Source organism: Vibrio sp. Sgm 5 (assembly GCF_026241575.1).
Taxonomy (GTDB): domain Bacteria; phylum Pseudomonadota; class Gammaproteobacteria; order Enterobacterales; family Vibrionaceae; genus Vibrio; species Vibrio jasicida.
Genome location: NZ_JAPHPY010000001.1, coordinates 196,785 through 219,062, shown reverse-complemented (window position 1 = coordinate 219,062; position 22,278 = coordinate 196,785). Strand labels below are relative to the sequence as shown.

Below are 22,278 nucleotides of genomic sequence, written 5' to 3'. Positions count from 1 at the left end.
CCAAGAACACTCAAGGGCTTCGGTATAGCTCATTATTCCGATTTTTCGGTGGGTGGCGTATTTGATGAGTTTTCTAAGGTCTGACTCTTTGATTCTGGCGAGGGCATCTCCTTTCCCAGCAAGCGAGCTAACCAGGTAAATTCGTCATAAGCGAAGCTATCAATGATCGTATCTGCCGCTAACGCTTGTCGGTTTGTCAGCGTTAATGGTCCAATCAAAGCGCCGTTCTCATCAAGCTCGGTATTGCCTTCAATCGTGCCAAACTCCATCACAGCAGATGCAATACCAGCGATGATGCCATCGCCCGTCTTGAACCCTAAAACTTCATCGCACCAGCGCTCTGCGTTGATTCGATCACGAACCTTAGCTTCTCGCGTTCTTGTCGCTCCAGTGTAGGTCACGCCATTGATGGTAACGGGTTTATCAAATAAGCACACATCAAAGCGTTCAATGGCTTGAGCAGGCTTCGGTAGTACATGGATGTTCTTCATATTTATCTCCTCATCAGCATGTATCTCATCATGCTCCATTAACACAACTTGAAAGCTCGCGTGATCACGCGCGCAAGTAAATAGTGGGAATATGCATTGGTGACCAAAAGGAGAGCACTTCATGTTGCCTTTAATACTGAAAACCAACCTAAGACAACGTGCAATTAGTGAGTTGACTAAGCAGGAAATGCAATCACTTAGGAAGGTAATCCTGAGCTTGCAAATCCTTGATATTGACCATGTGCATGAGTCTTTTCTGCCTTGGTTAGCGTGGTGGTTTCGAGCGGAACAATGGGATGACAGTTGGTCTATTGAACAAAAGCGAGCCGCTGTAAAAGAAGCGCTCGTCCTCTTTCGTTACAAGGGCACTGCTTGGGCTGTAGAACGCGCAATTAAGCTGAATGGTTTTGATTCCACGGTTATTCCCTGGCACACACAAAGCCCAATAGGGACAAATGGCACCTTTACTGTGAATGTGCCTGTCAACAACATGGCTCGCTCCGTTGATAACGCTCTTCAAACGACAATAAGCAATGCTATCGAGAAGAACAAACGAGGTAGCCAGCATTGGGATATTGAATATGAAATTAATGATGAAAAGCCAATCTATATCGGCGCTTATAAAGCCGCTGTATATGACATCACCATCGGCCCAAGACCTCCACAGCCAAATGTCTACGGAGAGGCGTTAGCAGCGCCTTATATCACTGTTTATGAACATATCGAGATACTGTTGAAATGAATGAGTTAAACACCCCTAATTTCGACCCTGAGCAACATGCGGTACTGACCGACATAGGCAAGCAGAAGCTTAATGCGCTTGTTGCAGGTCAAGAGTTACGCATCACTCAAATGGTGCTTGGAGATGGCAACGGTCAGCCTGTTACGCCAAGCGCTGGTGGACGTACGCTCGTCAATGAGATTGGTCGAGAAAGCATTACCAACAAAGGAACAACGTCTTTCGCTGCTGGTATTTTCATGTCTACCGAAATGGCAAACAAATACAAAGGTCAATGGCTTCGCGAGGTTGGCTTGATAGATGAAGATGGCGACCTGATTGTTTGGGCGTGCATGGCTGAAACACTGGTCTCTCTTTTTAGTGAGCGCACCATCATGGCACATCTCCCTATCGAGAATCGAGACCAAATGACCATCGTCATCGATACAACGAAGCAGTACGTGACGGTCAGCGAGTTTGAATTGTTCAAAGAGAGTATTCAATCACTCCTTAGTCCAATGGACTATTCCGAGCATGCAGCACGACTCGGTGATACCTCTAACGATATTTACGCAACACTACCAGCGTCAGTGATGGCAGCCATTCCCGTAGGTGTCATGCGCGGCATTTCTGATGGCTCTGCGTATCCACTATTTACGCCAAGACCAGATATTGAATACGCACTATCTATCATGACTTCGCGCTGTGCGATTGGGTTTGAGCAAACCTTGACCATCATTGAACGTACTGCTGATAAGCAAGACATCAACCTAACGTTTAAACGTTCTGGTCAAACATTCGAAGATGCAACCGTATGGGCTTCAATGGTGGGTTTACCACCAAACCAAGACTTGGTTGTTGATAACGTTTTCTTCCGTGGCGACTGCCGCGCCGTGGATATGTAAGGAGCATCTATGGCTTTAGTTATTGATGGGTTCGATAGTCTGACGAATGACGCACCACTATCACAACAATTACCCGGCTTTGTTTTGCATGGAGAAGAAAACATCTCTTTGGTTGCAGGACGCAACAACAAAGGCAAGGCGCTCAAATTAACCAATGGTGCTTATCTTGAATATTACATTGATGGTGGTGGTTTATATAACCGAACTGTCAACGTTGGGTGTGCATTTCGATATACAAAGAAAACTGACAATAACGTCCTACTGTATGTCTGCAATTCTGCATCTCCATCTATCAGCACAAACCATGAGACCCAATCGTTGGGAAATTCTACAGGCATTGCAGTTTTGTATGCAAAGGATGGCTTTTTATGGGCAGCAAGACCTGGTGCGAATAACCAGTTTAAATTAGCGAAATTTCCTGAAAATCAATACGCTTACATTGAAGTTCGCTTCGCATGGGAAAATAACGCAGACAGCCGGACTCCTCTCCCTAAAGTTTATATGAATGGACAAGAGTTGACCGCCTTTAGTCGTTTAGATTACGGACATTCTAAAAAGTTTGTTTCGGTTTATATCGGTCGCGGCATGCAAGATATGACGATGGAACTTGATGACCTTTACATTGAGTCATTCACAAGCGCAACAAACGGCAATGTTCCTGTTCTAGCGTCTGGAAGTGTTAGCGACTTAGCGCTGACGGTTGAGAGCAATACTTTTGCCATCACTGGTGAGAGCGTAGAAAGTGCATTATCTGACGATAGCGATGCCACCTACATCAGTAGCAATGAGCCAGCCGAAGTTGTGTTTAATGTTGAGCGCAACGTACCACAAATCTACGGCATTCAAATGGCAGCAAGAGGTAAGTCTGAAACCTCTGGTGTAACATCGTTCTCGCTCGTCGACAATGCAGGCAATAACATCCTTGCCGAACAAAACGTTGGTTTTCCAGCGTCATTAACGAACTACTACTTATCACCATCGACAGCAAACAGTACTACAACTGACAAAATCAAAGCTGGCGCAAAATTTAAGGTACGTACGTAATGACTCAAATTACAAAAGCTCAAGTATCGGTACTGCATCGAGCAAGTGGCTCAACGATTGCCAATGCGCAGTTAAGAGTTCTTGCAAGACAAAGTGGCTCGCATACCACATCAGCGTCTGTCATGACGTTAAGAAAGACAATGCAGCCGTCAGTTCGCGTGGCTGCAAACTACTTTGAAACAGAAAGAGTATCAATGCGCGAAGTGTTTGAAAAAACGGGTGAGCGAAGCTTAAGGGCATTAGTTGAGCGGGAAAACCAACAAATATGACAACTGAAAAGTATTACACCATTGCGACTAAGCGTGGTAAAGAAAAAATCCAAGATTACTATCGCCAAAACAAAACCCTGCCACTAACCCATATGGGGTTTGGTGGTGTTGATGGCGATGATGCAAACTATCAACGCCCAAACGTAGAAATGGCGGTAGTACCCAGTGAGTGGGCTCGTATCGGCATTGAGCGCAAACCAGATGAGGGGTTTATTGGTGGTGGTGCAACTATCGAGAACAAAGTCGATGAATACAAAGGTAAATGGATTTGTAACGTCGGCATCTACGATGAAGATGGAGAACTGATACTCATCAGCGCGTACAGACCGTTACTGGTTGACCCAGAAGAGTCAATTGTTTCGTCATACCCTATCAACATTCAAAGCGTTTTGGCTAACGCTGAGCACGTGGTGGTCCAAACTGATACCAGTATCACACATCCAACGCATGACGAGATGAATCAGGCTCTTGAAGAGCTCGATAATAAACTGAGTAAATATGCAACCACCGATGCGGCGGGATTGATTGAGCTTGCGACACATCAAGAAGTGTCAACAGGTCAAGATACAAAGCGTGCGGTCACGCCAGCAACATTGAAGCCTGAGCTTGATGAGATAAAAGAACTCATTAATGAGAGTGAGGGCTCACTTTCTCAGCCAGCAACAACAGAACGTTTGGGTTTAACCGAGCTGGCCACACAACAAGAAGTTGACCAGCGTACTAGTGGTGAGCAAGTTGTGACAGCTCAAACCTTAGATAAGCCGGGATTAATCTCGTTTCTTCAACGTTACGCTGATGAGGAAGTAAAGAAACTTAAAGAGTTAATATTCGGCGGTAACCCAAGCGCCGCGCTAGATACCTTGTTTGAGTTATCAAATGCTTATGAGGATGCAGCAGACTCAATCCAAAGCGTCTTAAATACGTTAAGCACCAAGCTTCCCACAAGCACATTTGAGACGTTTCAAACAACATACAACCAATGGAAATCCCAGATTCAAGCGCAAGTAAATCGCAAATGGGAAGCGGTAGATGCAAGTACATCGCGCAAAGGTATCGTACAACTGACTAATGCGGTTAACTCAACAAGTCAGGCTTTAGCTGCATCAGCACTTGGTTTAAAGACGGCGTATGACAAAGCGGTATCGGCTTACAACCTTGCTAATGGTAAGTGGACTGCTGTTAATGCCAGTACATCTGTAAAGGGCATTGTGAAGCTTGTTGACTCGGTAACATCAACAAGCACTTCTGATGCAGCTACGCCAAACTCAGTTCGACAAGCAAAAGCATTAGCTCAGGAAGCCCTTGATAAAGCAAATAGCATTTCAACAGAAGTACCTGATTTCTGCATGAGTTCATCAAAACTGCTCGACCTTGGCGGTGTAAGTTCTATTACTGAATCTAAGTTTAAACTCGATGTAAGAAGTTATAGCGATCCATTGATCGCGTCAGTGTTTACTAATGAAGGCAATGGCGTATCTAACTTCAGAATCCTTGAATCTGGCAGATACATGATCACAGTGACTGGGTACATACAAAAAAAACAAGGTGAACAAAAATTAGGTTTTGTTCGAATCGCAAACGTGGGCGGTCCATATCTTGAACAAACAAAAGTCAATGTAACAACTACGCAACCCAACGCGGTGTCACTTTCGTGGGGTGGCCAACTTTCCGCTAATACTGATTTAGAAATACAATTATCGCTTATTACATCAACGGATATCCCAGAGTCAGACATGAGCACTCAATTGAGAATTACCATATTGAAACTTAATTGATGACTTATTCAGGTCAAACAAAGATTATCTGCACAGCTCGCTTAGATACAGGACCAATAACATCGGACGATATTGGTCTCTATTGGCCTCGATTGGACGTAATTTTTGCGCAAAAGCGCAGTAATTTAGCTTGGTAATTTGTATTGTCTCGCGTTGGTACTATCGGCTGTCCGCTGTTATGTCTTAAATCGGAACAGTGCTCCTACAGTGTTTGAGTTACATTGATTGTCTTTGTGTCAATCATCAGAGCGCTTTCGAGTACCACGTAGAACTCGGTTACCTACCTTGTTCTCACGACTAAATGCTTTGTGATTCAAAGAATACTGAACCGAAGCGGGGAGCTGTTTGGAGTGACCATTGATACTTTTCAATGACATTTGGTCTATTTCAAGAGGTACACCAAGTTTCTTCAAGATTTCTAACATCACCCCATTCGTACCATCAGGGTGAGTCGGCATTGGTTTGTTCGTCAAACTGTTTATTATGGCTGTGGTGTATGAACTATACCCTATGCTCATCAATATACATTTTTCAATCAGCCATCATAAAATTATATAGAACACCACACCGCTGATGCAGGTGTCGCCGGATAACCCTATTCAGCAATTTTGCCAACTTTCACAAAAAAGATAGCTAAATAAAACCGTTATTAATACCTTAAACGTTTAATTTAATTAAGAATAAGGCCCCCAACTTATAATGCTAGAGACCTTTCTATGCTTCTTATATCTAGTATTTCCTACCACCTTAAACTGTTAATAAAATGCTATCTAATTACTATACAGCAACAGTGTTATATTTATCATCTTTCGAAATTAAGTAATTTATTTCGTGTTAAAGGAAAAGAATTCATGACCATTTTCTCGGTATCTGGATCGGATACAAAAATATCAATTCCAGTGTGTAGGATAAGCCCTTTAATTAATTCAGAAAGCCTATCTTGATCTCGGTTATCATCTAAGCAAATCCCTATCGACTGTATAGCGAGTGTGGCAGACAACTCCCCAAAGACGCTCTGTTCATCTGTATGAAAACTGTCAAATGAACCAGACTCACTTGGATGCACAATAGTTATAGATGAAACCGGTGAACCACTCACGCTCTTATATTGAATACCATGAGCATACTTCATGGTACAACTTGGCAAGTATTCTACAAATGCCTTTTCACGAGATGTGTACTTCGCATCAAGGACAATTAACTTTACAGGTTTATCATTCGTTCTAATTTCAATTGCAAAATCCGGAGTTCTACGTGAGTACACTTTATTTTGAGCCCTTTCCTTGAAGGAACTATTTCTTTGAATAGTATTCTTTTCTGCGTTTACAAGCTCTGCTTCGAAAGAGTTTTTATGCTTTGGCATCCAATAGTTAGGTTCATAAAGCAACTTTAACTCACTAGATCCAAGCACCCAAGAGTGTTGTGACGACTCATAAAGAATTTTTTGTAATGACTCGTCAATCCTATAAAAGCTATATAATTCAAACAGCTTGTCTACCGATGTTATCGCCATTAAATTCTTGTAAACAGACCAATCCGGCTTTCTTCTTTCTATCCAATCGATGTACTCGATAAAAATCGCCCTATATGAATGGTTTGCCTGAGCTTTGGGTGTAAGCATTGGCCTAGATAAGTAGCTTCTTTCGACAGGTAATCTTGAATCTAATTCACGCTTGAGTCTTTTAAGAGAGAGTATGACTTGATTACACCTTTTAATTTGCGAATCAAATAAATTGGTCTTAAATCTGTTAATTTGGCTAAAAAAGGAAACATACCCTAAGGGGTGCTTCACATTTTTAGGAATATTACTTCCAATAGTCGCTCTATAGTCGCATAGAAGAGCACTCACTTCAGTCAAAAGTAACTCAAGAGCACCATGAATTACCTGATTCTCATAAATATCTGTTTTCTCAACTAAGACTGAGGTTTGAATGACATTCGCTTTATAGTACTCACCATCGTGCTCTAAATGAGCGCGGTGAGGGTCATCCGTAGTTTCCAGAACAGATAAATTACCTGCTAACCAAGAAATTGCGCTTTCATCTAGGTGTTCTTCTCCATTGGCAAAGAGCATCTTTTTTTCTGGAGATAACTTACTCAAAGGCCGCATCAAAATTCTAGGAATAATGAATTCAATACGGCTCAAAGTTGATTCAATTCTCTCTAAATTACCATTTGGAGAGTCTCCTCCATATTTAAAATCTGCTCCAAACTTAGTCGTTTGAAAAAGAGCATGCAATTGATCTTCACCTAGTCTCGACAAGTAAACAATCATATCTTCCACACTACGGGCTCTAGCTTTAGATGCTAGGACTTCAATTGCATCAAATTGAGCTGTAGATATGAAATTTTCTTCTCGGTCCTCTAACCTGACGGTGAATTCAGCGACACCAAAGAAATTAAAAAACAATAACTCAAATTTACTATAAGCCCTAGCCTTAGGAGTCCATGTAAAGCGGATATAATCTTCGTCAACAAACTCATATCGAGTCGCATCAATCTTATGATCATACAAATAAAGTGAAGCTGACGTAAAGTTAGATGGTGCAACAAGACTGAGTTCAATGGCCTCACTATCTTTAAGCCAAAAATGAGGATGTGAAGGAACAATCATTTCTTCAATAAGAAATGATTGTCCTTTACGCTCTCCATTTAGAATAGATATTTCTAATTGCATCTTTGCACCTATCCAAAGAAAGAGTAGGAGCCTGACAAATTATTACCATTTGATAAAATCCTATCTAGGTGATCAGTAGTTCTCTGATACTTAGATAATTTATCTTGGAGCTGCTCAATTCTCACTCTGAAATCCGGCCCAAATCCTTCAATATGCGGTAGTACAAATTGAGATAACGCGAAATCCATTGCTGCCTCAGAACCGATTAGTTTGCCCGTCACATCAACATAGTGAGTAATCGCGTTGACTTTCCGATGGCTAATATTCAATGAAGCACCTAACTTTGCATCACGTTTTGTTAACTGAGCTAATACCTCATTTAAAAGACCATTCTGAGCACGGGAAAGCTCGGGATCTTCACTTGTAAACAAGTCTTTGAGTTTAGAAGCTGGAATGGTGCCACCTATTGTATAACCTGAACCTTCCGATAATTGTAAGTTTGTTCTATCTAAAGAGATAACTGGCACTCGGTCTATCAAACGAGGAGACAGGGGTTCAGTAGTAGAGTCATTATTTATGGTTGCAATAAATCGCGTATTCTGGTCAACAAATAGATAGCGTTTTTGGATGTCTGGGATTCCAATATCAAGCGCTCTCACAAGATTCTCTTTATCACAGTATGATAAAAAGTCAGACCAATAGTGCTCAACACTAGACAGGTTCGCTTCGTCTAGGAGAATTAGTTTTCTAGTATCTGTTTCATTCGTAGAATGATGTGATAAGAAATTATATAGGCCTGTTCTTGATTCTTGATAAACATCTTTTAGTGAATTATAGAAACCAAGAATATCTCGGCTAGATACCCACCCCCTTCCCACAGGAATACTCAAAAAGTTTTGATTAGTATAGCTACTACCCAAGTGCAAAGCCTCTGCCAAACGAGTTGCTGTTGAGGTTTTTCCTGTTCCAGGGGGACCAGCTAGTACAGTAAGGAATGATTGCTCTAAACAAACCATAAGGTTTGTCATTTCTTCCGCACTAAAGACTTTTCCACCATCGTTGGAGAACTGATTACATAAAGCTGATACTAAATCTTCAGCAGAATCAGGAAGAGAGCTACAAAACTCGATAGGCTTACATTCTAAGCAAGGTGTTTCACTACTTTGACTTGGTTTTTTACCGTTCAGAATTCTTTGTATTGCTTCCATCTCACCAATTTTTTCTGATAGCAAAGTTGTGTTATCCAATGCAGCAGTATAACCATCAACTAGTTTCTCTAACTTGGTTTTATGAGTTTCAAAATACGCGCACTCCTTTTTTAGGCTACCAATATCATCAATCAGTTCCAACGTGGAGCACTTGTCGCGAATTTCGAGCTCGACTTCTTCTAACTTTTGCGACATCGAGCTAAGCTCTTCTCTATGCCTTTCTTGATCTTCTGTAAGAATTCGATTTTTTTCTTCCTGAGTCTCAAGCGCTAATTTATCAATTTCCTCTTGAGCTTCCAGGCGTTTCCGAGTTACCTGAGATTGTATTTTCGAAATTTCGTTCTCGAAAATAGAAAGCTGTGATCTCTTATCGTCAAGTTGCTTCTGGATTTTAGCTTCTTCAGCATCAGCATCAGATTTGATTCTATCAATAACGCTACTGAGGAGTTTTTCCTTATGACTTTCAACATATGACGTAAGGAAACGTTGACCTGAAGTACTTTCTAAATAATCTTTAATAAGATCATAGCCAGTGTCCGCTTCTAAAAGGTATTTATCTAGCATACCTTTTAAGCGATTCATTCTTTCATCCTTTATAAATTTATTGTTTTTCTCGAAGTCTGCAACAAACTGCTGAAGTCTCTCTGCTTCCTTTTTACCCAATGCTTTGCGTTTTTGACCAAACCCGGTCTGGTTCACAACCTTAATTAGTTGATCATTGCTTAAGTAATCAATGCTCTTATTTTCTTTCCTGCCCTCAGCGAGATGTTTAAATGAAGCTACAAATAATAGTTGTTCATTACCCACAGTACATTTGACAAAGCTATTTTGTACTTCACTTACTGAGTAAACCCCCAGATACCCTTTGCCAAATGAGAAACTTGGATGGGTATAAGGCTCGATAATATACTTGTTATCGTCAGTTATGCTGCTAGTAATTGGACCATAAAGACTATCTCCATCTAAAATGAAAAAAGCCGTTGATGGCGGTTCTATTTCTCCCTCTAGTATTCCAGTTTCTTTATCTGGCAGGGATGTAAGGATAACTGGGAGTAGCGTATTTGGGTTCAATGTTGCGCAGAAACCATCATCAGCCCAGTATCTTGGCGACCGAAACTGCTCTGTTTTCTCTTCATCAAGCACATGAGACTTTAAGATAAAAAGTTGATTATCATCAAATTGATTATCTATTGCGGAGTAACCCTTAGAAATAAATATATCTGCAGGATAGTCATCCATCGATAACCTTTCAAAGTCTCCATTTTCAGCAATCTTTAACACTGGCTTAACAAAACCCTGACGTTCGTTAATTTGCCCGGTTTTATAAACAACCAATTTATTATTATTTGATTCTAACATCTAAATAAACACCTACCCGATTCGGACTATATAATGCTCAACCATGGTCAATATGTGTAAGAGTGCTTTACCCTCCCCACATTATAGAGCCAAAAATATAGACCAGAATATAACACAGCATGCTTATACTTCTACTATGTCACTTTGTAAAAGTTTGTCTTTACATCAAGTTAAATTGCAATAATTCGACATTCAACATAAGCTGCAATAGAGTGTTAGCTCTCGTTTAGGTAAATTGAGAAACAAACTCTTCCTAATTTATAACATGCTTACATTTTGGTCTTTAGGAGAGCCATCTTACTAAAGAGTCCTCTAAAGCGAGTATCTTTGCTTTCACATGGAAGAGGATAGATTTACTAATTTTTACCATTGTTCAATAGTACGAATAGCTTTTGTCCTCACTACACCCACCAACACGACCATCCATCCAACGCTTCGCGCGCCTAATTGAACGGATTGAGGAAATGCTTTTCCGTCTGCATAACGATAAATCGAACTTTTTGATAAGCCTGTCAAGGCAATAACCTCTTTGAGGCGAATGATGCGTAGAGACATTGTGGCACTCCCGTATTTAATTACATATCACTATGAATATGGCTAAGAAAACGGAAGCCCTCGAAAACAAAGAGTTATAAAACGAAAAAGCCCCAGCATTTCTGCTGGGGCTTTAGAATGTGGCGGTGAGTGAGAGATTCGAACTCTCGATACGTAAAGCTACGCTTTCACCATCACCTAACGGCGATGTGCCGTATATAGGTCAATGACTTATCTACACTGAGAAAACAAAACTAGCGCGTTAGTGTATGTTGTTGTGTGGGCTAATTCTATCTTGAAAACAAACATTACGCTTGCTTTTTTAACATTCCAAAACGCTAAACTCGCAGTCCATCTAAACGATAGTTTGGATGTTTATCCACATAGGGAATAGTGGATACACTTAGATGCATGCTGAAGATGTTTGGAGCAATCCATGGTTTCCTTAATCACAAGGAGCTATTGTTAATGCCTAGAAATCAATTTTCTATCACAAAACAAATCATTGAAGCCAATCTAAAAAAGTCACATGGTTTGACTGTTACTGACAAAAGCGTTTTAGTGACGCTTTCTAGTTACTTTGGTACAAGAGGTAACAGTAACACCTATAGCTGTTATCCAAGTCAAGAGCGTGTTGCAGAGCGAGTTGGGTGTACCCGCCCAACAGTAAACAATGCGCTTAATAAACTTGTGAAACTTGGTTTTATTCGTAGTTCTTATCGAGGTACAAATACTTCCAAACTCTATACGTGGCTTGGGATTCCAACACTTGAGAAAGAAGAAACAGAAGAGCTTAGCCCTACTAATGAGCGAGGTGATGCTGTGAGTTTGGAATCACAAACGGGTAACGATTCAGAGACTGAAAATCCCGACACTCTAGTTAGTGCGACTGTTGATTTAGCTCAACCACGGAGCGAGCAACATCAAACAACCAGTGATTGGTGGGCTGACTTTGAACAAGAAGCTTTAGAGGTTGATGAGTCACCGTTCTAAGATAGCCTCTTCGGAGGCTTTTTTTCTCACTGTATGGAGAGCAAACATCCATGTTCGCTGAGAGCTCCAACCATGTATGATAGAAGCTGAATCCTTGTATGCTTAGGCAACACAAACATACTAAGGAACATACTATTTATCCTACTATTTATCATACTAAATACTTAAGTTAAGCACTGAAAGAAAGATGAAAAATGGAAAAATAGATAACCATTTCCCCCTTTCAGTGAACCTTTATCCTCTCAGTGGATAGACACCGTAAACGGTTGGTTCTCCCACTCATACATATATCTAAGACCGTTGCCCTATATATTGTAATTTAGTAGCGAGAAGTTAGCTCCATAACCACCATAAAAGAAGTGCCCCAATCGTCAGTAGCACCTGTATAAGAGCTAAGTTTTGTACTGATAAGTAAACATACTTCCAAAACTCATTTTCTATTCCTTCTGGGTTCTTTGCCCCATAAACACGGTCAGAAACCTGAACTAAACAAAAAACATAATAAAGACACTGCGCTATGCCAATACTGCCTTGGCTTAGCATCCAATCTCCTGAGCCATCGTCAAGAAGCATAAAGGACATTTTCTGTACAAACTTAAAGCCAATTACCATCAAGATGAACGCGGTGCAGAACGCTATCAACTTCCACCATTTTGTTAACTGACTTTCAAAACCTACTTTCAGCGAAGGCGTATTAATCCCCTTTTTCATTCTCAACATCCTCATTTCATCATTAGTTTAACAAATCAACTGCTCCGCCAGCAGAGCAATTAGGGACACATTAACAACTAAAATTTGCTCTACAAGCAGAGCAAAAAGAGTTAACTAAAAAATGACAATGATGAATGTTGTTGGAGTGAACATAAGGCAATTGAGAAAACAGCAAAAAATCACGCAGGAGCAGTTATCAGCAAAATGCAATGTCATTGGTTTGGATATCAGTAGAGGGACTCTGGCAAAAATCGAAGCTGGCGTAAGACAAGTAACGGATGTAGAAATCGTGATGATAGCGAGAGCATTAAGGGTGAATGAAGGGGCTCTTTTCCCTAAAGAATGATAAAGCTGTAGACTCCTTATATCTCAGAAACTCACTCCCCCATTAGCGCAATAGATAACCTCATATCACGCCCATAAACAGGGCAAAAAAACAAAAAAGGAGAAAGAGCTGATAACAACTCCTCTCCTCTGTAAAGGCTATGACATCTTTTTTGTATAACGACCCATGAAACAAAAAGAATTTTCTATTTATTCGTCAACTAATTCAATTTCTCCGACATCATAATCACGTCGATAAGCCTGTAACTTCCTCAGCCATGCCGATAACGAAGTAGCTCGTCTAGGTATAGTGCCTCTTCTAAGCCCTTTAACACACTCTGTAATGAAAGCTTCTGAAGAGTCTGGGTTAAGCTCTGATATATTATTTACACCAGCCCATTTCATCCAAGCCCAACCGAAATCACTAGACTCTAGCCTGTCTGCTAGAAACTGGTATTGCGCAACTTTACTAGCTTTTTGGCATAACACTCGTCCAGGAGCGGTAACAGTTCTATTTTTATGCAACAGCCCTAGACACCACGCTGCATGAACGTAGTACTGCACTTGCCTGTAAGAGCCCAGACCATCAATATTTTCGTGCTTAAGTTCTCCTCCATTAAGGCGAAACTTAACTATCTCTATAACCCTATCTAAATCGTTAGCTTGTGGAACCTTTTGGGAGTCAACAAACGTAACAGTGCTCTCTTCAAGTTTCTGAATTACCGGACGAAGCCTCTCAGCACTAATAGTAACTGGGTTTTCTAATAACTCTGACGTTTTCGGTTTCAAGGTCAGTTCAAGTTTATGCAGATTGACTAAATCCAGTAGGTTTTTCAGCCTATAAGGATCAAGGCTTAAGTTCGTTAGCTTGTCCTCTACAGAGTTAATATCAGACAAAAGAACCCCCAACTGCTCTACGGCAACTCCAGCCCTATCACGATTGTTGGTGCTTAACTTCACATCGAATGAGCCGTATGTAGCAGTTAAGGGATAGACTCGAGGCTCACTTTTAGAATCATCATTCATAAGAGATTCAATTAGCTCACTAAATGCGTCAAAGATTTTTGAAACCACACTTCTATCTGGATTAGTTTTACCACTTTTTTTGGCTATCTTAAGGTTGAAGTCCCACTTAGACTCAGGTGCGATACTTTGTATCTCATCAGGCTCAATCGAAAAACTCACAGGAGGTAGATTTATATCTGTAAGGTTTTTACTATCTAGCAACTCTACATGAGCTTTCACTCCTGACCTTAAGGGAGTGTGGACTGCCATCAAACGTTTTGAAGTCCTAAATGCCATATGGAACGATGTCTCTTCTCGCACGAGCTCATCAAGAATTCGCTGAGATACAGGCATATAGACCCATTTTGAATATTGACCATCTTCATAATCCCCGCTCCAATAGACCAGATAAAGCTGTTCTAAATCATTTTTTACGGAGAAACATTTTGGTCCTTCAAAGTCATCATATATTTCAAAGAAATCAAGATGCCCGAGAATGGTTTGCCTTGGTAGAACACTCATCACTCACCCTCCCTTTCGGTAATATGTAAGTGAAGCTCAGTACCTTCTTGAGCCCATAAAGTAATGTGTCCATCTTTAGCTGGTTCAGAAGGAATAACCCCAAACTCGTGAACCAAATTTCCAGTAACAATCACCCTCGCCCCAAACTGCTCGGGACTAGGATAATTTTGTTGGACTCGCTTAATTTTTGACAACTTCGACCAAAACGAAATCCCATATGACTTGGGTTCTTCAGTTTTGGAGTACCTCCGAGATGGATATTCGATTCGGTGTATCAAAAAGTCTTCTTTTGTCGGCGGACAACTTCTAACGAGTCTATAAACTTTACCTTCTGCTGGGGCAACTCCCAATTCTTCTGGAATACCTTCAGGAAAGTCCGCTGGCCAACAATAGTTGATGCTATTGCCACTCATTTTTACTCTTACCAATGACATTATTCATCACCGAAACGTTATGCTATCGGTGTTATATTAACTATGCGGCATGCTATCATGCATACTTATAAAAACCTAACAAACAAAGTGTTAACGCTTCAAGACTTAGGCATACGTAACAGATATTAGTAGGAAGACAAATTGGAAAACGTTGACAACACAGAGAGCAATAGAATCAACATTGAAAGCTCGCCTAGCAAGCTCGTTATAATTAGTATCCCTCTGTACATTTTTGCTTATGTTGCAATAGCAACGTGGCTACTCTTCGATGGCTGGATAACAAACTTTTCTTCTCTCCAGTCAATTTGGTCTGTACCCGAGGGGGTGTTATCGCTACCCAGCCATGTCATTTTTTCAATCTACACCGTCATAGGAGCGATACTGGGCAGCGGACTATTGGGGATCATTTCATTTCATAAATACATTGCTGTTGAGAAATCATTTGATGATGACCATGCGTGGGGTTTTCTTTTTGCACCTTTGTTGGCAGCAATTGTCGGAATACTAATGTTTGCCATTATCCAGAGTGGTCTCATCGTCCTCTCAGGACAAATGAGCACTGCTGACAACGAGAGTAATGCATCGCTCGGTTACTTAGCTATCGGCGCGATAACAGGCTACAACTGGGATGTATTTGTACAAAAGATGCAAGAGCTATCCTCTAATATACTTAATACAAAAGAGTAAAAACTCGGGGGTCTGTTTATCAACGCTGTATGTGCAAACCTAACAACCCCATGGCAGCTAACCTTTTCTTATAAGAGAAGCCTGACAAATAGACCTTACCTGTGGTTAACTTACCTACGCTGTGCCCCATTAGTGTCCCTATCAATTCTTCTTTTACTCCCGCATTAAACAGCTCAGTTACCGCATAGTGGCGTAGAGAATGGAATGATACACCATCGATAGCTAAGGACTTTAGAAGCCCCGAAAAGTACTTACTGGGCTTTCCTACATAACCATTCTGCTTACTGTACGGAAGAGAAAACAAGTGTTCATTTTTTCCTTTACCTGCTGTCAACTCACTTAGCAAGTTCAGTAAAGGAGTAGTAACAGGCAAGACTCGCTTACTCGATGAATTCTTTAGTTTTTTATCATCATGATCATCATTAATGCTCAATGTTGGTTCATCTCCCAATTGAACATCACACACCCTCAACTGCGCTATCTCATTGAGCCTACAGCCTGTTAGAGCCGCTATGCGAGGAAGATAATACTTCCACTCATCTTTGCTCTTTTTATAGCACTGTGTGGCTTTCAGTAGCTTTCCAAGCTCTTGCTTGGTTATAGCTCGCTTAGGTCTAACTGGTGTCTTTTCGACTGCTACTTTAAACCAATCTTGTTCTACTTTATGACCAACTCTCCCGAAACAACTAGACAGCAATCTAAGCTTCTTCTTCATAGTAGTAAGGCTACAAGTTTGGGTTTTCTTCCATAGGTCAATGTGTGACTGTCTGACACTAGCTAATGTCGTTGATTGGCTGAGAGAGTTAACAAAACTATTCCAACAATTTCTGTATTCTGTTTGGCTTTTGATACTGAGGTCTGTTAGATGATTTGAGATATCAATGCTATGAAGCAGTAGAATTTTCTTTGACTCCGAGCCTTTGAAATCACTGTAGATTGACTTGATATCTTCTAAAGTTGGTTGGGTAATTTGCTGTATGCGAATTGCTATTTCTGACGCGAGCTTAACCGCTTGGAGGTAGTCCCTTGTTTTCAGACTCAATGTTGGCTGGTGGTGCTTACCATTAACTCTGAGATTCCAGCGGAACGCAAAAACGCCCGTCCTACTGGTAATCAAGTAAAGTGATTTTCTAGAAGGTAGCCTTTGATTCGATAACATGTGTTAGCTCCAGTGTGGGCTAGCGTTATCTCAATAAGCCTTAAAAACGAAAAAAGGCCTGATAAATCAGACCTCTTAGAATGTGGCGGTGAGTGAGAGATTCGAACTCTCGATACGTTGCCGTATACACACTTTCCAGGCGTGCTCCTTCAGCCACTCGGACAACTCACCGAATCAAATTTTGGTTGGTATCGTTAACCAACGAGGCGCTAATTTAATGATTATGTGCCTGATGGTCAAGGCTAAACACGAAAAAAAAGCGCCCTTTTGCGTTTGTTTGCTCACTATCTAGCTAAATTGCATAAAACAGGGGCAATTATGCTTCTTGATAGTAGCCAGGTACTCGGAACCAACGGCGGCATTGGTCAAGGAAGTAACCGTAAAGTACACCCATACCACAAGACACAACTGCGTTACTCGCTACTGCTGTGATAATTTGGTCAGTAGAAGCGCCTACCGCAAACAAAATGCCTGCGTAAACCGGAGATTGGAATAGCACGTAGGCCATCAAGTCAGATACGTTCTTCATGAAAGATGAAGGTGAAAGCTTGTTGCCTTGGCGCAATACCCAGTCACGGAACATGCCATAAGGCCATGCAATTGCGATGTTGACCGGAATAGACAACGTACGCGATGCCAAAGACTGCTCGAACGTCATACCCGAGATCAAAATCTCAATAATCATCCCTGTGATAAAACAAAAAACCACCATAGCAAAAGTATCCGCTGCGGCGTTACGAATACAAAATGGTCCACGAGACTTCATTTACAACCTCTAAAATCAAACACTATTAAAAACGACATCTATAAAATGATTTACTGCATTTAAAACCACATGGCAGTTAATGACGCTATTAGAGCACAATATTTTCAGTTTATGATTCCGTTTTAAAATCTCAGTTGTAAATTAATAACCAACTTTAAGGTTAAAAGTAGCAGCTTTCACCAAAACCAATAAAAGTCACCGCTAAAGGACCTAAAATGAAGTTAAAAAACGTAATTTACTTACCAACGAACGACTTAGCTCGCGCTAAAACACAAAAAACCAGACGAATATCTGGTAAGCGAATTTCAAAAAGATCGGCTTATGCTACTTGGAGAAGGATTTTCAGAGTAAATGCGAAGTTTGTGAGATTTTATGAATGGACAAGGACAGAAGAAGCAACTCGAACCTCTGTTCAAGCGGCTTCCTCTTTATGAGTGAGGTTATTGATCTGCCAATAAAATGGTGAGCTGATCGATGTCTTCTTGTTCAGGAGATAATGCGTTGATCAAGTGACTTTCAATACGTTCGATCACGCCTCTTAACTCCTGCGTGACGCTCGGTTGAACACTGTCAAAAATATGAGCGAGCGTTGTCATCGCTTGTTCTAAGTTACCATCATCTAACGCCATGTAAAAATTCAAAAGCAATGCCTCTACATTACGCGGCTTCGCTGGCTCGTCTCCCTGCTTATTTTGATATTGGTAGAGGATTGAAGAATGGCGATACAAGGCATCATCCAACTCAGACTCAACAATAGGTTTAGCAATAATGTGGTTGGCACCAACATCGAGCATCCGCTCTTGTGTCTCTTTAAATACATCGGCTGTACAACCGAAGATCAACACAGATTTTGCAGGCGAGTCCATAGAACGAATCACAGCGATTGCCCCTACCCCATCGAGTACTGGCATATGGTTGTCCATTAAGACCAAATCGAACTCTTGCTTGGCGACCTGCTCGACCGCTTGCTGTCCATTCTCCACACACACACACGTAAAGCCTTTGGCTCGTAAAAAGGTTTCCATAATGATGGTATTGGTTCGATTATCTTCGACGATCAGAGTGTGTAATCCTTGGCAATCAAGCTTATGTGTGTTGGTCGATTCCGAAACACCCGCTTCACACGGATTGAGCTCCAGTTCCACCACAAACTTGGTGCCAATACATTCTTGGCTTTGAACGCTAATGCCACCTTTCATGTGTTCAGAGATCTGCTTAACAATCGCTAACCCTAAACCCGTTCCACCAAATCGACGCATCGTTGAGGACTCGGCTTGCTCAAACGGTCGGAAAATTCGTTTTTGCGCATCGGGATGAATGCCAATTCCAGAGTCTTTGACGGTGATAATAAGCTTAGCGTGATCGCTCTGTATCTGTTCTTCCAACTCAACTTCAACAAAACCGCGATCCGTAAATTTCACGGCATTATTAAGAAGGTTAAACAGGACTTGGCGAAGGCGTGCTTTATCGTTGTTGTACCATCGCCCTTGTGGAACATTTGAGACCACTCGGAACTGTAAGCCCTTTTCAGCACAAAGTGTGTGGTAAACACTGTTAATACTGCCGAGAATGGACTCGATAGGAAATGGGGTGTTATCAAGCTCGATATGACCTTGCTCTATTTTGGAGTAATCGAGGATCTCGTTAAGCAACGTCATCATATGATCGCCAGAATCATACAAGGTATTGAGGTGTTTTCTTTGCTCATCTGTAAGTGGCGTCTTTAACAAGATTTGCGCGGTGCCTAGCACACCATTCATCGGTGTTCTGATCTCATGAGAGAGTGTTGCGAGAAAAGCAGTTTTCGCATTGGTAGACGCCTGAGCCTTCACCCTCTCTTGCTCTAAATAAACGGTTTTTTCGTTAAACTTAGTCACCAAGTGGCCGATTTCATCCTCACTATCATAAGCAATATCGATGATGCCTCCGGTCTTAGAATCATCGACTTTTTGAGCGATTCGCACTATCGGTTCAACGATGTATCGATTTAGCAAGTAATATCCGACCAGCACACAGAGCAATAAGAATGGAATAATACCTCGCTCTACACTCATGACTTGTTCAAACACTTGATCGGCAACTTTTACCTTTGCGTTAACAACGTCCATCTGCCAATTGAACGCTCCGAAGTCTAATTGGCTGATGTAAATGTCTTTGCTGAGTTGGAAATTGTGCTCAATCACGACTTGCGAATCAGCGTCACGGATAACCACCCCTAAAGAATATTGATTTGTATGCTCTCGAATAAATTGGAATAAAGCTTCTAAAGAGAGATCCACTGTTGCCACGCCAGCAAATAGCCCATCTTCATAATAGGGTGCAGACGCCGTAATCATTTGAACCTGAGTAAAGGTATCGATGTACACGCCAGACCAAGTGACGGTTCCTGAAGGCGCATTGGCCACAGATTGATACCAAGGTTCGTTGTCGTAACCGCCAGATTCAGGATTGTTGTATGAGTGGATCTGATCCAACCCGCCCGTTTCATTCTTATTGAAGAATAAGCTTGTGTATTGCCAACGAGCACCGTCTAGGGTTGGCTTCGGCCATAGGCCACCACTGACAATGATGTCGTCACTCACACGAAGGAGTTGAGGAATCGTCTTTTGTAAGGAGATGCTCTGTTCCGGCGTTTGCCCTAGTCCTACCAGACTATTAAGCAGACCAACTGAGTTGGTCAGCGGCTCTTCTATTTGAGACGCCAACAACTGCGTACGCAAATCGAGATTACGTTCGAGTTTGCTTCGAACTGGTGGCTCAACAACGAGATACACAACAGAGCCAATCGTAGCAATGAAGAAGCACAAATAAAGTGTTAGGGCGAGAATGCTTTTTTTTCTGAGTGACGAGCGAATTTCCATAGATGTAGCCGAATCATTCCCTAATATCGATTTATCACTAATTGATTGGTAATATGAGCGCAACCAACCAGCCCATTAACAAATGGTATTCTATTTTGAAACTACAAGACATCCTTTCTCTTCCAGAACTTGATGGAAAACTACTAAACCTAGCGAAAACTCAAGGCTTCGTAACGGCAATGGCTTCTGCGCCAAACGTGCTGAACCCTCAAGAGTGGCTGCCATTCCTATGGGGCGGTGAAGAAACAGCACCCTTCACAGACGGCGAGCAACTAGAACAGTACATTGATGAGATTGTTCAAATGTGGAACCAAACTCGTCCAGCGCTTCTAGAAGGCGCGTGGCAATGGCCAGAAGGCTGTGAGTTGGATGATCAAGATATCGTGTCAGCAAACACACGTGATTTCTGTGAAGGTGTCCTTCAGGGTTGGCAGTTGACTCGTGATGATTGGGAAACCCTAATGCCAGAAGATAGCGAAGACAGCGCGCTACTGGGCGGCGTTCTGCTTTCTCTGACGATGCTGTACGATCCAGAAACAACAATAGCAACACTGGCAGAACAAGGCATGGAAGGTCTTGAGCAATTTGAAGAAATCTTCAATGCAATGCCAATGATGCTTGGCGGCTTGACTCAGCGTGGTGTCATGCTGGCAGAAGAAGAGTAAGATTCTCTGCTCTGTTGAATACACTAAATGAAAAAGCTCTCCAAGTCGGAGAGCTTTTTTGATCAATCTAGAATGACATGGGGAATATAACGCGCCATATCTTGGGTAACTAAACTGCTGTCTTCACGAATAGAGATACCCGCGGCTTTATCGTTTACTAACCAACTGCCAATTAAAGTATGACTAGAACCAAACTTGGGTAACGGGTAGTACTGCTGAACAATGTTATGAGCCGACTCATAGGGACCTGGAGTTTTCACTAAACGCTGTCCATTCTTCACAATCTCTATATTCGCGCCTTCGCGAGAAAACAGTGGTTTGATGACGTAGTCTTTCAAACGGTCCGCTTTTGGATCATTAGCAAAATACGCCGGCAGTAAATTAGGATGGTTTGGAAAGCGTTGCCACAACAAAGGAAGCAGTGCTTTGTTAGACAGAACAGATTTCCACATCGGCTCTAACCAGTTCACGCTCGCCGTTGCCAAGTATTGGCTGTATTCCTCTTCAAACATAAATTCCCATGGATAGAGTTTAAACATCCATCGAATCGCTCGGCCATCGGCATCGACGAAACACCCTTCTTCCGTTACGCCAATATCTTCGACGTAGACGAACGCGGTCGACAGTCCTGCTTCTCGAGCGCAGTCTTCTAAATATTGGACCGTGCCTTTGTCTTCTTCTGCGTATTTACAACAACTGAAATGAAGCGTTTGCCCTGGCTGCAATTTGGCGATTTCCGCAAAACGTTCAATCAAGAAATCTTGCAAGATGTTGAATTGATCGGCTCTTTGATGGATACGCCCTTTGTTCACGACATCTTCTAACCACACCCACTGCCAAAAACCCGTTTCAAATAAGGATGTGGGGGTATCGGCGTTGTTTTCCAATAGCTTTGCGGGTGATGAACCGTTGTAAGCAAAATCCAACCGGGAATAAAGCGACGGCTCTCTACTTCGCCAAGAAGAGGCAACCTGAGACCACATGGATTCCGGAATCGCGCATTGGGTCAGTAATTGCTCACTTCGAATCACCTCATCCACAACTTCAAGGCACATTTGATGAAGCTCCTCCGTTGGCGCTTCGAGATCTCGTTCGATTTGCTCTAATGTGAATTGATAGTACGCACTCTCATCCCAATAAGGTTGGTCGTACATAGAGTGAAACCCAAAACCAAACTGGCGTGCTAAATCACGCCAGTTTTCTCTTTCTTGTATTTCTCTTCGAAACATAA

Annotated in this window: 21 protein-coding genes and 1 tRNA gene; 9 read left to right on the top strand and 13 right to left on the bottom strand. The window is 41.7% G+C overall.

From position 1 onward, the window contains the following. Positions 1-32: 32 nt before the first annotated feature. A complete protein-coding gene (locus OQJ86_RS00950; protein ID WP_265985231.1) occupies positions 33-491 on the bottom strand; it encodes a hypothetical protein in 459 nt (152 codons plus the stop codon). A gap of 121 nt (positions 492-612) precedes the next feature. Between OQJ86_RS00950 and OQJ86_RS00945 the strand changes: the two genes are divergently transcribed. The 5 genes from OQJ86_RS00945 to OQJ86_RS00925 are packed head-to-tail and all read left to right on the top strand — an operon-like array spanning position 613 to position 5,202. Beyond that, positions 613-1,233: a phage tail protein I gene (locus OQJ86_RS00945; protein WP_265985230.1), complete on the top strand. Its 621-nt coding sequence runs from the start codon at positions 613-615 to the stop codon at positions 1,231-1,233. Continuing rightward, positions 1,230-2,114, top strand: a complete 885-nt coding sequence (locus OQJ86_RS00940) for a phage tail protein (RefSeq protein ID WP_265985229.1) — start codon at positions 1,230-1,232, stop codon at positions 2,112-2,114. Before OQJ86_RS00945 ends, OQJ86_RS00940 begins: the two co-directional genes overlap by 4 nt. A 9-nt stretch (positions 2,115-2,123) precedes the next feature. Beyond that, on the top strand, positions 2,124-3,158 hold the full coding sequence (locus tag OQJ86_RS00935) for a hypothetical protein (protein ID WP_265985227.1): 1,035 nt from the start codon (positions 2,124-2,126) through the stop codon (positions 3,156-3,158). Next, a complete protein-coding gene (locus OQJ86_RS00930; protein ID WP_265985225.1) occupies positions 3,158-3,427 on the top strand; it encodes a hypothetical protein in 270 nt (89 codons plus the stop codon). The genes OQJ86_RS00935 and OQJ86_RS00930 overlap by 1 nt, the downstream gene beginning before the upstream one ends. Next, complete coding sequence (locus OQJ86_RS00925) at positions 3,424-5,202, top strand: tail fiber protein (RefSeq protein WP_265985223.1); 1,779 nt, start codon at positions 3,424-3,426, stop codon at positions 5,200-5,202. The genes OQJ86_RS00930 and OQJ86_RS00925 overlap by 4 nt, the downstream gene beginning before the upstream one ends. 236 nt (positions 5,203-5,438) lie before the next feature. Here the strand turns inward: OQJ86_RS00925 and OQJ86_RS00920 are convergent, their stop codons facing one another. The 4 genes from OQJ86_RS00920 to OQJ86_RS00905 all read right to left on the bottom strand — a co-directional run bounded on the left by OQJ86_RS00920 (position 5,439) and on the right by OQJ86_RS00905 (position 10,941). Then, positions 5,439-5,660, bottom strand: a complete 222-nt coding sequence (locus tag OQJ86_RS00920; protein ID WP_265985221.1) for a hypothetical protein — start codon at positions 5,658-5,660, stop codon at positions 5,439-5,441. Between the two features lie 344 nt (positions 5,661-6,004). Beyond that, complete coding sequence (locus OQJ86_RS00915; RefSeq protein WP_265985219.1) at positions 6,005-7,879, bottom strand: nuclease domain-containing protein; 1,875 nt, start codon at positions 7,877-7,879, stop codon at positions 6,005-6,007. An 8-nt stretch (positions 7,880-7,887) separates the two neighbouring features. After that, on the bottom strand, positions 7,888-10,386 hold the full coding sequence (locus OQJ86_RS00910; protein WP_265985217.1) for an AAA family ATPase: 2,499 nt from the start codon (positions 10,384-10,386) through the stop codon (positions 7,888-7,890). 363 nt (positions 10,387-10,749) lie between these two features. After that, on the bottom strand, positions 10,750-10,941 hold the full coding sequence (locus tag OQJ86_RS00905) for an AlpA family phage regulatory protein (protein WP_265985215.1): 192 nt from the start codon (positions 10,939-10,941) through the stop codon (positions 10,750-10,752). 390 nt (positions 10,942-11,331) lie between these two features. On the opposite strand from OQJ86_RS00905, the gene OQJ86_RS00900 reads away from it, so the two are divergent. Next, on the top strand, positions 11,332-11,913 hold the full coding sequence (locus OQJ86_RS00900) for a helix-turn-helix domain-containing protein (RefSeq protein WP_155396573.1): 582 nt from the start codon (positions 11,332-11,334) through the stop codon (positions 11,911-11,913). Positions 11,914-12,246: 333 nt separating this feature from the next. Here the strand turns inward: OQJ86_RS00900 and OQJ86_RS00895 are convergent, their stop codons facing one another. Then, complete coding sequence (locus OQJ86_RS00895; RefSeq protein WP_235860722.1) at positions 12,247-12,624, bottom strand: hypothetical protein; 378 nt, start codon at positions 12,622-12,624, stop codon at positions 12,247-12,249. A 121-nt stretch (positions 12,625-12,745) separates the two neighbouring features. Between OQJ86_RS00895 and OQJ86_RS00890 the strand changes: the two genes are divergently transcribed. Further along, a complete protein-coding gene (locus OQJ86_RS00890; protein WP_063345401.1) occupies positions 12,746-12,970 on the top strand; it encodes a helix-turn-helix domain-containing protein in 225 nt (74 codons plus the stop codon). Positions 12,971-13,158: 188 nt separating this feature from the next. Here OQJ86_RS00890 and OQJ86_RS00885 read toward each other — a convergent pair whose 3' ends face one another. Both OQJ86_RS00885 and OQJ86_RS00880 read right to left on the bottom strand, forming a co-directional pair. Next, positions 13,159-14,475, bottom strand: coding sequence for a DUF6575 domain-containing protein (locus OQJ86_RS00885; RefSeq protein WP_063345400.1), 1,317 nt, complete (start codon positions 14,473-14,475; stop codon positions 13,159-13,161). Then, positions 14,475-14,888 (bottom strand): hypothetical protein, encoded by a 414-nt coding sequence (locus OQJ86_RS00880; RefSeq protein ID WP_063345399.1) that lies wholly within the window; start codon positions 14,886-14,888, stop codon positions 14,475-14,477. The genes OQJ86_RS00885 and OQJ86_RS00880 overlap by 1 nt, the downstream gene beginning before the upstream one ends. Positions 14,889-15,050: 162 nt before the next feature. Here OQJ86_RS00880 and OQJ86_RS00875 point away from each other — a divergent pair, with 162 nt between their 5' ends. Further along, a complete protein-coding gene (locus OQJ86_RS00875) occupies positions 15,051-15,596 on the top strand; it encodes a hypothetical protein (protein ID WP_084413424.1) in 546 nt (181 codons plus the stop codon). Positions 15,597-15,615: 19 nt separating this feature from the next. Here OQJ86_RS00875 and OQJ86_RS00870 read toward each other — a convergent pair whose 3' ends face one another. The 4 genes from OQJ86_RS00870 to OQJ86_RS00855 all read right to left on the bottom strand — a co-directional run bounded on the left by OQJ86_RS00870 (position 15,616) and on the right by OQJ86_RS00855 (position 20,382). Continuing rightward, on the bottom strand, positions 15,616-16,755 hold the full coding sequence (locus tag OQJ86_RS00870; RefSeq protein ID WP_265985203.1) for a site-specific integrase: 1,140 nt from the start codon (positions 16,753-16,755) through the stop codon (positions 15,616-15,618). A gap of 83 nt (positions 16,756-16,838) precedes the next feature. Then, positions 16,839-16,926: transfer RNA gene (locus OQJ86_RS00865), tRNA-Ser, on the bottom strand. A 145-nt stretch (positions 16,927-17,071) separates the two neighbouring features. Beyond that, complete coding sequence (locus OQJ86_RS00860) at positions 17,072-17,521, bottom strand: L-alanine exporter AlaE (protein WP_038866830.1); 450 nt, start codon at positions 17,519-17,521, stop codon at positions 17,072-17,074. A gap of 440 nt (positions 17,522-17,961) precedes the next feature. Then, positions 17,962-20,382 (bottom strand): hybrid sensor histidine kinase/response regulator, encoded by a 2,421-nt coding sequence (locus tag OQJ86_RS00855; RefSeq protein WP_265985199.1) that lies wholly within the window; start codon positions 20,380-20,382, stop codon positions 17,962-17,964. Between the two features lie 53 nt (positions 20,383-20,435). Between OQJ86_RS00855 and OQJ86_RS00850 the strand changes: the two genes are divergently transcribed. Next, positions 20,436-21,047, top strand: a complete 612-nt coding sequence (locus OQJ86_RS00850; protein ID WP_096030927.1) for a YecA family protein — start codon at positions 20,436-20,438, stop codon at positions 21,045-21,047. Positions 21,048-21,109: 62 nt separating this feature from the next. Here the strand turns inward: OQJ86_RS00850 and OQJ86_RS00845 are convergent, their stop codons facing one another. Beyond that, positions 21,110-22,276: a glutathionylspermidine synthase family protein gene (locus tag OQJ86_RS00845; RefSeq protein WP_248873823.1), complete on the bottom strand. Its 1,167-nt coding sequence runs from the start codon at positions 22,274-22,276 to the stop codon at positions 21,110-21,112. Between the last annotated feature and the right edge of the window lie 2 nt (positions 22,277-22,278).